The sequence below is a fragment of the Streptomyces sp. NPDC055099 genome (assembly GCF_053607685.1).
Map to the genome: position 1 here is coordinate 1 of NZ_JBSGUA010000005.1, position 12329 is coordinate 12329.

General features: G+C 71.0%; 13 protein-coding genes. 10 read left to right on the top strand and 3 right to left on the bottom strand.

Going from position 1 to position 12329, the window contains the following annotated elements:
* From ACWFRU_RS14460 to truA, 3 genes are all read left to right on the top strand, one after another.
* Positions 1-440 (top strand): DNA-directed RNA polymerase subunit alpha C-terminal domain-containing protein (locus ACWFRU_RS14460; RefSeq protein ID WP_363208726.1); only part of this gene is annotated, 440 nt, incomplete at its 5' end.
* A 135-nt stretch (positions 441-575) separates the two neighbouring features.
* Positions 576-1064 carry a 50S ribosomal protein L17 gene (gene rplQ, locus ACWFRU_RS14465; RefSeq protein ID WP_453686824.1) on the top strand — a complete coding sequence of 163 codons (489 nt, stop codon included), beginning with the start codon at positions 576-578 and terminating at the stop codon, positions 1062-1064.
* A 140-nt stretch (positions 1065-1204) separates the two neighbouring features.
* The gene (truA, locus tag ACWFRU_RS14470) at positions 1205-2059 is read left to right on the top strand and encodes a tRNA pseudouridine(38-40) synthase TruA (protein WP_453686826.1); all 855 of its coding nucleotides are present in this window, start codon (positions 1205-1207) and stop codon (positions 2057-2059) included.
* A 27-nt stretch (positions 2060-2086) separates the two neighbouring features.
* Here truA and ACWFRU_RS14475 read toward each other — a convergent pair whose 3' ends face one another.
* Positions 2087-2935, bottom strand: a complete 849-nt coding sequence (locus tag ACWFRU_RS14475) for a hypothetical protein (protein ID WP_453686828.1) — start codon at positions 2933-2935, stop codon at positions 2087-2089.
* A 74-nt stretch (positions 2936-3009) separates the two neighbouring features.
* Between ACWFRU_RS14475 and ACWFRU_RS14480 the strand changes: the two genes are divergently transcribed.
* The 4 genes from ACWFRU_RS14480 to glmM all read left to right on the top strand — a co-directional run bounded on the left by ACWFRU_RS14480 (position 3010) and on the right by glmM (position 6935).
* On the top strand, positions 3010-4218 hold the full coding sequence (locus ACWFRU_RS14480; RefSeq protein ID WP_453686829.1) for a glycosyltransferase family 87 protein: 1209 nt from the start codon (positions 3010-3012) through the stop codon (positions 4216-4218).
* A gap of 214 nt (positions 4219-4432) precedes the next feature.
* Positions 4433-4876 carry a 50S ribosomal protein L13 gene (gene rplM / locus ACWFRU_RS14485; RefSeq protein ID WP_160506678.1) on the top strand — a complete coding sequence of 148 codons (444 nt, stop codon included), beginning with the start codon at positions 4433-4435 and terminating at the stop codon, positions 4874-4876.
* A 45-nt stretch (positions 4877-4921) separates the two neighbouring features.
* Positions 4922-5443 carry a 30S ribosomal protein S9 gene (gene rpsI / locus ACWFRU_RS14490; protein ID WP_266870006.1) on the top strand — a complete coding sequence of 174 codons (522 nt, stop codon included), beginning with the start codon at positions 4922-4924 and terminating at the stop codon, positions 5441-5443.
* 133 nt (positions 5444-5576) lie between these two features.
* Entirely contained in the window at positions 5577-6935 is a 1359-nt protein-coding gene (gene glmM / locus ACWFRU_RS14495; RefSeq protein WP_453686831.1) for a phosphoglucosamine mutase, read from the top strand.
* Here glmM and ACWFRU_RS14500 read toward each other — a convergent pair.
* Both ACWFRU_RS14500 and coaA read right to left on the bottom strand, forming a co-directional pair.
* Entirely contained in the window at positions 6932-7879 is a 948-nt protein-coding gene (locus ACWFRU_RS14500; RefSeq protein WP_453686832.1) for a DUF389 domain-containing protein, read from the bottom strand. The genes glmM and ACWFRU_RS14500 overlap by 4 nt on opposite strands.
* A 28-nt stretch (positions 7880-7907) precedes the next feature.
* Positions 7908-8906: a type I pantothenate kinase gene (gene coaA / locus ACWFRU_RS14505; protein ID WP_453686833.1), complete on the bottom strand. Its 999-nt coding sequence runs from the start codon at positions 8904-8906 to the stop codon at positions 7908-7910.
* Positions 8907-9005: 99 nt separating this feature from the next.
* Between coaA and ACWFRU_RS14510 the strand changes: the two genes are divergently transcribed.
* The 3 genes from ACWFRU_RS14510 to alr all read left to right on the top strand — a co-directional run bounded on the left by ACWFRU_RS14510 (position 9006) and on the right by alr (position 12316).
* Positions 9006-9374 carry a holo-ACP synthase gene (locus ACWFRU_RS14510; protein ID WP_363208731.1) on the top strand — a complete coding sequence of 123 codons (369 nt, stop codon included), beginning with the start codon at positions 9006-9008 and terminating at the stop codon, positions 9372-9374.
* A 48-nt stretch (positions 9375-9422) separates the two neighbouring features.
* Positions 9423-10871 carry an NAD(P)H-hydrate dehydratase gene (locus tag ACWFRU_RS14515; RefSeq protein ID WP_453686836.1) on the top strand — a complete coding sequence of 483 codons (1449 nt, stop codon included), beginning with the start codon at positions 9423-9425 and terminating at the stop codon, positions 10869-10871.
* Between the two features lie 293 nt (positions 10872-11164).
* Positions 11165-12316, top strand: a complete 1152-nt coding sequence (alr, locus tag ACWFRU_RS14520) for an alanine racemase (protein WP_453686838.1) — start codon at positions 11165-11167, stop codon at positions 12314-12316.
* The last annotated feature ends 13 nt before the right edge of the window (positions 12317-12329 follow it).

Genomic DNA, 12329 nt, shown 5'->3' on the forward strand with positions numbered 1-12329 from the left:
ACGTCGAGACCAAGCAGGCCATGCGCCCGCGTGACGCCATGGCGTCCGCCGGCAAGACCCTGGTCGAGCTGTTCGGTCTGGCCCGCGAGCTCAACATCGACGCCGAGGGCATCGACATGGGCCCCTCGCCGACGGACGCGGCCCTGGCCGCCGACCTGGCGCTGCCGATCGAGGAGCTCGAGCTCACCGTTCGGTCGTACAACTGCCTCAAGCGCGAGGGCATCCACTCCGTGGGTGAGCTCGTGGCCCGCTCCGAGGCGGACCTGCTCGACATCCGCAACTTCGGTGCGAAGTCGATCGACGAGGTCAAGATGAAGCTCAACGGCATGGGCCTCGCGCTGAAGGACTCGCCTCCCGGCTTCGACCCCACCGCTGCCGCTGACGCCTTCGGGGCTGACGACGACGCGGACGCCGGGTTCGTCGAGACCGAGCAGTACTAAGAGCTCGGCGCCGGCCGTTTGATTTTGGCTGCGCGTGCGTCGTGGTTGCTCGCGCAGTTCCCCGCGCCCCTATCGGGGCGCGGCCACTGACCCCGGTACCTGATACGGCCGGGGCAGACAACAAGGAGAAACACCATGCCGAAGCCCACCAAGGGTGCCCGTCTGGGCGGCAGCGCCGCGCACGAGAAGCTTCTGCTGGCGAACCTCGCCAAGCAGCTCTTCGAGCACGGCCGCATCACCACCACCGAGGCGAAGGCCCGTCGTCTGCGTCCCTACGCGGAGCGTCTGGTCACCAAGGCGAAGAAGGGTGACCTTCACAACCGCCGCCAGGTGCTGTCCGTCATCACCGACAAGAGCATCGTGCACACGCTCTTCACGGAGATCGGCCCGCGCTACGAGAACCGCCCGGGTGGCTACACCCGTATCACCAAGATCGGTAACCGTCGTGGCGACAACGCGCCCATGGCGATCATCGAGCTGGTGGAGGCCCTGACCGTGGCCCAGGAGGCCACCGGTGAGGCCGAGGCCGCCACCAAGCGCTCTGCCAAGGACGCCGAGGTTTCCGAGCCCAAGGTCGACACGACCAAGGGTGACGAGGCTGCCGAGGAGTCGAAGGACGCGTAAGCGTTCTGCCGGGAACTGCGCGCTGTCGACTGCGGTCATGCCGTGGCTGGTCGCGCAGTTCCCCGCGCCCCTTCAGGGCGCTGCGGGTCCGTTCCTTGCGGGACGGGCCCGCTTTTGTGTTGCCTGAGAGGATCTGTTCTGTGAGCGATGAAGTAGAGCCCGGGTTCGTGCGGGTGCGGCTGGATCTTTCGTACGACGGCAAGGACTTCTCCGGCTGGGCCAAGCAGAAGCAGGGGCAGCGGACCGTCCAGGGGGAGATCGAGGCCGCGCTGAAGACCGTGACGCGGTCGCAGGAGACGTACGAGCTGACCGTGGCCGGGCGGACCGACAGCGGGGTGCACGCGCGCGGGCAGGTCGCCCACGTCGACCTGCCGGAGAGCGTGTGGGCCGAGCACAGCGACAAGCTGCTGCGCAGGCTCGCCGGGCGGCTGCCGCACGATGTGCGGGTCTGGAAGGTGGCCGAGGCTCCCGCGGGGTTCAACGCGCGGTTCGCGGCCGTGTGGCGGCGTTACGCCTACCGCGTGACCGATCACCCGGGTGGTGTCGACCCGCTGCTGCGCAGTCATGTGCTGTGGCACGACTGGGAGTTGGACCTCGACGCGATGAACGCCGCGGCCGAGAAGCTGCTCGGCGAGCATGACTTCGCCGCCTACTGCAAGAAGCGCGAGGGTGCCACGACCATTCGTACGCTCCAGGAACTGCGTTGGGAGCGGCGGCCGGACGGGATTCTCGAGGCGACCGTGCGGGCCGATGCCTTCTGCCACAACATGGTGCGGTCCCTGGTGGGTGCCATGTTGTTCGTGGGGGACGGGCATCGCCCTGTGGAGTGGCCGGCCAAGGTGCTCGCCGCCGGGGTGCGGGACTCCGCCGTGCATGTCGTACGGCCGCACGGGCTGACGCTCGAGGAAGTCGGTTACCCCGCCGACGAGTTGCTGGCCGCGCGCAGCAAGGAAGCGCGCAACAAGCGGACGCTGCCCGGCGCCGGGTGCTGCTGAGCCGCCGGCGGCCGGGCCGCTGTCCGGCTACTGCGGGGCGTTGGCCGCGGCGGAAGCCTGGGCCTCGCCCCGCCGGTGGATCTGGCCGAAGGCGAAGCGGGCCAGGCTGTCGCCGACCGTGTAGACCTTCCGCTCCTTGGGCGTGACGTCCTTGTCGCTGGTGAAGCCGGTGGTCGTGAAGTAGGCGTAGCGGCCGTAGGCGTTGTACGTGCCGCGGCAGACCGCCGTACGGCAGAAGCTGGGCACGCCCTTGCCGGGCAGGGAGACGACCAGGCCCTTCTTCGCCTGCTCGTTCACCTTCTTGGCCTTCGCCTCGGTGTCGAAGACGGCGACGCCGACCGTCACGGCGATGTTGTCCTTCACGTAGCTGGCGCGGAAGAGCTGCGTGCAGTCGTTCTTGGTGAGGATGGTGCCGAGCTCGGGCTGGGTGACGCTCGCGCACTTCTTCGTGCTGTCCGTGGCGCCCTTCTTGTAGACGACCTCGCCCGAGGTCAGCGTCTTGCCGGGGAAGAGCGTCTCGGCGCTGAGCGGCGCCTTGTCCTTCTTGGCGCTGGAGATGAACTCCTTGGGGTCCGGCGGGGGCGGCGGCGTCGTCTCCTCGAAGGACGGGCCGGGGTTCTCGCTCGCGCCGGGGATGTCCGCGGTCGAGGGCAGCTCGCTCGCCGGCTTGTTCGAGGCGGAGGTGTTGTCGCTGTTCGCGGAGACCACGGCGACGGCGACGGCGGCCGCGACCACGACGGTGGCGAGCGCGCCACCGCCGATCATCAGCCATTTGCGGCGCCGGGTGCGCGATTCGGACGCCTCGGCGAGCGCCGCCCAGTCAGGGGTCCGTGAATCCCCTGGACCCCACTGAGGTCCCCCTTGCCCAAAGCTCATGCGCCGCATCTTAGACGGGGAGTCGGGGATGTTGAGCGGGGGCCGGGGGAGGTGCCCGACCTAGCCTGATCCCTATGAATACGGGCAAAGTAGCTGTTAGTGGGTGGTTGCTGCGACCGGCGACCTGGCACGCCTGGGCGGCGCTCGGGATCGTGCTGCTCGCCACGGTCGTCCGGGTGGGGCTGCGGAGCGCGGTGGGCGGGATGGACAACGCCATCGTGGTGCAGGCCGCCGAGGCCTGGCTCGAGGGGCGTTCGCCCTATGCCGACCGGCACTTCCTCTATCTGCCGGGCGCCGTGCTCGCCGCGGTGCCGCAGACGGTGCTTCCGCAGTCCGTCCTGCGGTTCCTCGTCCCGGCGGGGGTCGCGGGCTCGCTCGTCTTCGGGTGGGTGTGTGCGCTGCGCATCCACGGGGTGGCCTGGCGCAGCCGCTTCGCGGTGCTCGGGCTGCTCGCGCTCGCCGTGGGGTTCGCGCCGTTCGGGCATCTCGTCCGGCTCGGCAACTGGACCGTGGCGTCGGCGGCCGCGCTGCCGCTCGCGCTGCTGTTCGTGTGCCGGGGGAGGTGGGTGGCCGCGGGTCTGGTGATCGGGTCCGTCGTCGCCGTGAAGCCGCTGCTCGCACCGGTGGTGCTGCTCTTCGTCTTCGCCCGGCAGTGGCGCGCGCTCGGTGGCGCGGTGCTCCTGCCCGCGGTGGTGTCGGTGGGCGCTGCGTTGGTCATGCCGGACCCCGCGGGGTTCTTCACGCGGACGCTGCCGTTCCTGCTGAAGGGCGACGACAGCTTCGTACGGCTCTATGAGGCGTCGCCCGCCGCGATCCTGCCGCGGCTCGGGGTGCCGCAGGGGATCGCGTCGGTGCTCGCGATCGTGGCCGCGGGGGTGGGGGTGTGGTGCGCCTGGCGGCGCTGGCGGAGCGGGGGCGCCCAGGTGCCGCGGGTGGTCGAGACGGCCGTGATGCTGATGCTGGCGGCCTTCCTGGTGTCCAGGCCCTCGTACGACCACTATCTGCTCGTCGTCGTGCCGCTGCTGCTCTCCGGGGTGCTCGTGCCGGGTGCGGTGGCGCGGGACACGTGGTTCTGGCTGGCGCTCGTCCCGCAGATCCCGGGGTTCACCTGGCCCTGGCTCGAACCCGGCACCCGGCGGGCCTTCCGGGACTGCGTCACGCTGTGTGTGCTGGCCTTCACGGTCGGGCGGTGCTGTCTGCGGCCGAGGGCGGTTACCCTGAATGCCACAGAACCTCCTGAGGCGGTCGAGTCGGCGGTGCCGGTCTCCAGATCCGCGTTTTGACCCGTACGGGGCGGCGCGGGTACTCTCGAGGATTGTTATACGTATTGGGTTTCGTCGTTCTCACGCGAAAGGGCCCTTACGTAGGTTCCCTGGAGCAGTTACCAGTGGCTCGCATACGGGCAGCGTCCCCGGCATTGTGAGCCCCAGCTGCATGATTCGCTTCCGGGGATCCGTGTGTCTGGACCCCATCCACTGAAGAAGCGAAGGCTACGAAGTGCGTACGTACAGCCCCAAGCCCGGCGATGTGACCCGCCAGTGGCACGTCATCGACGCTCAGGACATCGTCCTGGGCCGTCTGGCGACCACTGCCGCCAACCTCCTGCGGGGTAAGCACAAGGCGATCTACGCCCCCCACATGGACATGGGCGACTTCGTCATCATCATCAACGCCGACAAGGTTCACCTGTCCGGCAACAAGAAGACCCAGAAGCTGGCGTACCGCCACTCCGGTTACCCGGGTGGTCTGCGTTCCGTCCGCTACGACGAGCTTCTTGAGAAGAACCCCGAGAAGGCCGTCGAGAAGGCCATCAAGGGCATGATCCCCAAGAACACCCTGGGCCGTCAGATGCTCTCGAAGCTGAAGGTCTACGCGGGCGACCAGCACCCGCACGGCGCTCAGCAGCCGGTCCCGTTCGAGATCACCCAGGTCGCGCAGTAGTTCCGGCCACCACCCCCAAAGACGTAAGAAATTCTGAGGAGAATCGTGGCCGAGACCACCGTTGAGCAGCCGGTCGAAGAGACCGAGGTTGTTGACGTCGAGCAGTACACCACCGAGTCCGAGGCGCCCGTCGAGGGCGAGTACACCTCTGAGTCGAACGCCGCGCGCTTCGGCGACCCGCAGCCGGCCGCCGGCCTGGGCCGTCGCAAGAACGCCATCGCCCGCGTCCGGATCGTCCCGGGCACCGGCAAGTGGAAGGTCAACGGGCGCACGCTCGAGGACTACTTCCCGAACAAGGTCCACCAGCAGGAAGTCAACGAGCCCTTCAAGGTGCTCGAGCTCGACAACCGCTACGACGTCATCGCCCGCATCTCGGGTGGCGGCGTCTCCGGTCAGGCCGGTGCGCTCCGTCTCGGTGTCGCCCGTGCGCTGAACGAGGCCGACGTCGACAACAACCGTGGCGCCCTCAAGAAGGCCGGTTACCTCAAGCGTGACGACCGTGCGGTCGAGCGCAAGAAGGCCGGTCTCAAGAAGGCCCGCAAGGCTCCGCAGTACAGCAAGCGCTAATCTGCCTGCTTGTACTTCTCGTTCGCCCCGGCGGCACGTTGCGTGCTGCCGGGGCGTTCGTTTATCGCAAACCCTGGTGATGCCGGGGAGGGACCCCGGTGTCGCCGGGGTAGAAGTCCGGAGGAGGACAGCAGTGGGACGACTCTTCGGTACGGACGGCGTGCGCGGTGTCGCCAACGCGGATCTGACGGCCGAGCTCGCGCTCGGGCTCTCCGTGGCGGCGGCTCATGTGCTCGGCGAGGTAGGAACGTTCGAGGGGCATCGGCCCGTCGCCGTGGTCGGGCGTGACCCGCGTGCGTCGGGGGAGTTCCTGGAGGCCGCGGTGGTCGCCGGCCTCGCGAGCGCGGGCGTGGACGTCCAGCTCGTCGGTGTGCTGCCCACCCCAGCGGTGGCGCATCTCACCGGTGCGCTGGGCGCCGACCTCGGCGTGATGCTCTCCGCGAGCCACAACGCCATGCCGGACAACGGCATCAAGTTCTTCGCGCGCGGCGGCCACAAGCTGGCCGACGAGCTGGAGGACCGCATCGAGTCCGTGTACGAGGAGCACCGCACCGGCGCTCCCTGGCAGCGCCCCACGGGCGCGGGCGTCGGCCGTGTGCAGACGTACGACCAGGGCCTCGACCAGTACGTGGCGCACCTCCTCGGGGTGCTCCCCAACCGCCTCGACGGACTGAAGATCGTCCTCGACGAGGCGCACGGCGCCGCCGCCCGTGTCTCGCCCGAGGCGTTCGCGCGCGCCGGTGCCGAGATCATCACGATCGGCGCCAAGCCGGACGGCCTGAACATCAACGACGGCTGCGGGTCCACGCACCTGGACCTGCTCAAGGCCGCCGTCGTCGAGCACGGCGCCGACTTCGGTGTCGCGCACGACGGTGACGCGGACCGCTGCCTCGCCGTGGACCACACGGGCGCCGAGATCGACGGGGACCAGATCCTCGCCGTCCTGGCCCTTGCCATGCGCGAGCACGGCACGCTGCGCGAGAACACCGTCGTCGCGACGGTCATGTCGAACCTGGGCTTCAAGCTCGCCATGGAGCGCGAGGGTCTCTCCCTCGTGCAGACCGCCGTGGGCGACCGCTATGTCCTGGAGTCGATGAAGCAGCACGGCTTCGCCCTCGGCGGCGAGCAGTCCGGGCATGTCATCGTGCTCGACCACGCGACCACGGGCGACGGCACCCTGACGGGGCTGCTCCTCGCGGCACGCGTCGCCGAGACCGGGCGCAGCCTCGCGGAGCTCGCCGGGGTCATGGAGCGGCTTCCGCAGGTCCTGATCAATGTGCCCGACGTCGACAAGACGCGGGTCGACACCTCCGCCGAGCTGTCGGCCGCCGTCGCCGAGGCCGAGCGTGAACTGGGCGCCACGGGCCGGGTGCTGCTGCGCTCGTCCGGCACGGAGCCGCTGGTGCGCGTGATGGTGGAGGCCGCCGACATCGACCAGGCGCGGTCCGTGGCCGGGCGCCTCGCCGACGTGGTGAAGTCCGCGCTGGGCTAGGACGGCTGTTTCGTGGCGGTACGTTCGCGCTGCCTGGCCCAGAAGTACTTCTGGACGAGCAGCGTGAGCGTACCGGCCACGACGATGCCGAGCAGGTTGAGCAGGAGCTGCTCCGTGGAGCCCCAGGTCTGTTTCGCGTCGCCGTAGCTGAGCGCCACCGCCGCGTTGGCCGCGGCCGGGACGGTCGTCACCGAGATCGCGACGCCCACCAGGGCGCCCGACTTGGCCGACGTCAGCGAGAGCATGCCGGCGGCCCCGGCCAGGACGGCCACGACGAACGAGAACCAGTCGGGCGCGTAGACGAAGCCGGTGTTGGGGCGGTCCTGGTCCAACTGCTTCTCGGTGAAGAGGCCGACCGCGTCCATGAAGAGGCTGAAGCCCACCGTCACCGCCATCGCGACGGCGAAGCCCACCAGGATCGCGACGAGCGAGCGCACGGCCAGGCGCGGGGCGCGCTGGACCAGGGCGGTGCAGAAACCCGCCAGGGGGCCGAACTCGGGGCCCACCGCCATCGCGCCGACGATCAGGATCGCGTTGTCCAGGACCACGCCGCAGGCCGCGATCATCGTGGCGAGCGTGATGAACGCGACGTAGGTGGCCGAGAGCGTCGACTCCTCGTGGGTCGCGTCGGAGAGCTGCTCCCACAGCACGGCGTCCGCGCCTTCGCCCGGCGCGTCGTCCTCGGCCTTGTCGGCGCGGTGGGACAGGGACAGGTCGATGTTCTCGACCGCGATCGATCCCGACTCGTCGATGCCGAGCGAGCGCAGACCGCCGATCAGTTCGTCGCCCGCCTCGCGGGCCACGTCGCACATCACGACGTCGCCCACGGGGTTGCGGGCCGCGCCGGGCACCACGGCGAGGTGGGTGGTGCCGACCGTCCTCTCGATCAGACGCACCACGTCGTCGGTCTTGTCCGCCGGGGTGATCAGGCGCAGATGCAGCATCCGCGCAGGGTACCGGGGGCCACCGGGGTCACAGCTTGCGCAGGCTCAGCTTGCGCACCTTGTGGTCCTCGCCCTTGCGGATGACCAGGGCGGCCCGGCCGCGGGTGGGGGCCACGTTCTCCAGGAGGTTGGGCTTGTTGATGGTGCGCCAGGTCGTGCGGGCGTAGTCCAGGGCCTCCTCCTCGGAGACCTGGGTGTACTTGCGGAAGTACGAGGACGGGTCCTGGAACGCCGTGGCGCGCAGCTTCTTGAAGCGGTTCAGGTACCAGCGCTCGATGTCCTCGGCGCGGGCGTCCACGTACACGCTGAAGTCGAAGTAGTCGGCGAGGCCCACGCGGGTGCGGCCGTCCTTGCCGGGGAGGGCGGGCTGCAGGACGTTGATGCCCTCGACGATGAGGATGTCGGGGCGGCGGACCGTCAGGCGCTGGTCCGGCACGATGTCGTAGATCAGGTGGGAGTAGACGGGCGCGGTCACCTCGTCCTTGCCCGCCTTGATGTCCGCGACGAAACGGGTGAGGGCGCGGCGGTCGTACGACTCCGGGAAGCCCTTCCTGGACATCAGGCCGCGGGCCTCCAGCTCCCTGGTGGGCAGGAGGAAGCCGTCGGTCGTCACGCGCTCGACGCGGGGGTGTTCGGGCCAGCGGGAGAGCAGGGCCTGCAGGAGGCGGGCGACGGTCGACTTGCCGACGGCCACCGATCCGGCGACCCCTATGACGAACGGCGTGCCCGACTGGGAGCCCTTCTCGCCGAGGAAGGTGTTCAGGGCGCCGCGCAGGCCGTCCGTCGCGCCCACGTACAGGTTCAGGAGGCGGGAGAGCGGCAGATAGATGTCGCGGACCTCGTCCAGGTCGATGACATCACCCAGGCCGCGGAGCTTCTCCAGCTCCTCGGCGGTCAGGGGAAGCGGCGTCTTGTCACGCAGGGCGCTCCACTCGGTGCGGGTGAGGTCGACGTAGGGAGTCGCCTCCGGCCTGTGCCGGTGGGCGCTCCGCGGGTTCGTCGCGGGTTCGGAGACCGATGAGATCACAGTCCATTGTTACGGCTGTTTGAACGGGCCGGGGGGTGGGGTGTGTCACCCCCTGCGGGGCTTGTCCGGATGAGGTGCCCGGACTCGTAGGCTGCTGCCGTGATTATTGGGGTCGGAATCGACGTGGCCGAGATCGAGCGGTTCGAGGCGGCGCTGACGCGTACGTCCGGGATGGCCGGGCGGCTCTTCGTGGAGCGGGAGTTGCTGCTGCCGAGCGGGGAGCGGCGGGGGATCGCCTCGCTCGCGGCCCGGTTCGCGGCCAAGGAAGCGCTGGCCAAGGCCCTTGGCGCGCCCGCGGGGCTGCGGTGGACGGACGCGGAGGTGTACGTCGAGGGGAGCGGGCAGCCGCGGCTTCGGGTCAAGGGGACGGTGGCCGCGCGGGCCGCCGAGCTGGGGGTGCGGTCCTGGCACGTCTCGCTCAGCCATGACGCGGGGGTGGCCTCCGCGGTGGTGATCGCCGAGGGCTGATTGCTGAGGGGTGGGCGCTGTTCCCGGCGTCGGGTGACACTCGGGGGTATGCGTATTGCGTATCCGGTGGAGACGGTAAGGGCCGCTGAGCGGGAGCTGATGGCGCGGGTGCCGGAAGGTGCCCTGATGCAGAGGGCGGCGGCCGGGCTCGCGGTGGTCTGTGCCGAGATGCTCGGCAAGGTGTACGGCTCCCGGGTCGTGCTGCTCGTGGGCAGCGGGGACAACGGCGGCGACGCGCTGTACGCCGGGGCGCGGCTGGCCCGGCGCGGGGCCGGGGTGTCGGCGGTGCTGCTCTCGCCCGAACGGGTGCACGCGGGCGGGCTCGCGGCCTTCCGCGCGGCCGGCGGGCGGGTCGCCGCAGGCGAAGGCGTGGACCGTGTTCTCCGCTCGGCTGATCTCGTCGTCGACGGGATCGTGGGCATCGGCGGCAAGGGCGGGCTGCGGGAGCCGGCCGCGGAACTGGTCTCCGCCGTGCGCGGCGCGGGCACCCCCGTGGTCGCCGTCGACCTGCCGAGCGGGGTCGACGCGGACAGCGGGGTGGTCGTCGGTGACGCGGTGCGGGCCGACGTGACGGTGACTTTCGGGGCGTACAAGCCGGGGCTGCTGATCGATCCCGGGCGGGAGTACGCGGGTGTGGTGCGGCTGGTCGGCATCGGGATCGAGCCTGACCGTTCCGGGACGGGCGGGGGTGAGATCGAAGCCCTGCAGTACGCCGATGTGGCCTCGCTCCTGCCGATGCCGACCGGGGAGAGCGACAAGTACCGGCGGGGCGTCGTGGGGATCGTCGCCGGGTCGGCCCGGTACCCCGGGGCCGCGGTGCTCGCGGTCGCGGGCGCGCTGCGGGGTGGCGCGGGTGCCGTGCGGTACGTGGGGCACGCGGCGGACGCCGTCATCACGCGGTTCCCGGAGACTCTCGTCTCGGCCGGTCCGCCGTCCAAGGCGGGGCGCGTGCAGGCCTGGGTGGTCGGGCCGGGGCTCGGGGACGACGCCGAGCGGCTCGCGGACGTGGTGGCCGCCGATGTGCCGGTGCTGATCGACGCGGACGGGCTGCGCCTGGCCGACGCGGCGGCCGTGCGGGGGCGGCAGGCGCCGACCCTGCTGACGCCGCACGCGGGGGAGGCCGCCGCGCTGCTGGGGGTCGCGCGCGAGGAGGTGGAGCGTGGGCGCCTCGCCGCCGCGCGGGAGCTCGCGGGGCGGTACGGGGCGACGGTGCTGCTCAAGGGGTCCACGACGCTGGTCGCGGGACCGGAGGGCAGTGCTCCGGTACGCGTCAACCCCACGGGGACGCCGTGGCTGGCCACCGCGGGCAGCGGTGACGTCCTTTCGGGGCTCGCGGGGGCACTGCTGGCCTCCGGGCTCGAAGCGCGGGACGCGGGGGCGGTGGGCGCGTATCTGCATGGCCTCGCGGGGCGCCACGCGGCGGACGGGGCGCCGGTGGGCGCGCATGACGTGGCGGAGGCGATTCCCGCGGCCTGGCGGGATGTGCGGGGGGACTAGGGGGCGGCTGGGCGGTGCGGGTTCCCTGCGGGGCTGGGGCGGTGCATTGCCGTCTTCGGGGCTGGGGCGGTGCGTTGCCGTCCGCGGGGCTGCTTCGGCACCGGAGCGCCGGAAACCGTGCCGCGGGCAGACATACCGGCACGTCTCCTCGCGAGCGCTGCCGACTGCGGCTGTTGGCTGGTCGCTGCGGGGCAATCGGGTGGGTGGGCGGGAGAGCTTGTCCGGGCACGGTGGATGCGGGGGAGGGCAGCGGGCCAGGGGCCAGGCGCCGCTCTGAGACACTGGTCGGCGTTATGACTGAGACCGCACCTTTGCGTGCCCGCGCCGAGATCGACCTGGCCGCCCTCCGGGCCAACGTGCGGACTTTGCGTGCGCACGCCCCAGGAGCCGCCTTCATGGCCGTCGTGAAGGCGGACGCGTACGGCCACGGCATGGTGCCCTGCGCCCGCGCCGCCGTCGAGGCGGGAGCCACCTGGGTGGGCACCGCGACCCCCGAAGAGGCCCTCGCGCTGCGCGCCGCCGGGATCGAGGGGCGCCTGATGTGCTGGCTGTGGACCCCGGGCGGGCCCTGGCGCGAGGGCGTCGAGGCGGACCTCGACATGTCGGTGAGCGGGCTGTGGGCGCTGCGCGAAGTGTCCGCCGCCGCGCGGTCCGTGGGGCGTACGGCGCGTATTCAGCTGAAGGCCGACACCGGCCTCGGGCGGGGCGGCTGCATGCCCGCCGACTGGCCCGAACTCGTCTCGCAGGCGCTGCAGGCCGAGGCCGAGGGCCTGGTGCGCGTCACCGGACTCTGGTCGCACTTCGCGTGCGCCGACGAGCCGGGACACCCGTCCATCGCGGCCCAACTCACGCTGTTCCGCGAGATGGTGGCGGACGCCGAGGAGCGGGGCATCCGGCCCGAGGTGCGGCACATCGCCAACTCACCCGGCACGCTCACCCTTCCGGAGACCCACTTCGACCTCGTACGCCCCGGTATCGCGATGTACGGGATCTCGCCCAGCCCCGAGGTCGGCACCCCGGAGGAGTTCGGGCTGCGTCCCGTCATGCGGCTCAGTGCCTCGCTCGCCCTGGTGAAGCACGCCCCGGGGGGTCACGGCGTGAGTTACGGGCATCACTACGTCACACCCGGCGAGACGACCCTTGGACTCGTCCCCGTCGGGTACGGGGACGGGGTTCCGCGCCACGCGTCCGGCACCGGGCCCGTGCTCGTCGGCGGCAAGCTGCGGACCGTCGCCGGACGGGTGGCGATGGACCAGTTCGTGGTCGACCTCGGCGGTGACGAGCCGCCGGTGGGCTCCGAAGTGGTCCTGTTCGGTCCCGGCGACCGGGGCGAGCCGACCGCCGAGGACTGGGCGCAGGCGGCGGGCACCATCGCGTACGAGATCGTCACCCGCATCGGATCGCGTGTCCCGCGCGTCCATGTGAACGAGCGACCCGAAGAGTGAGGAGGAGCGGCAC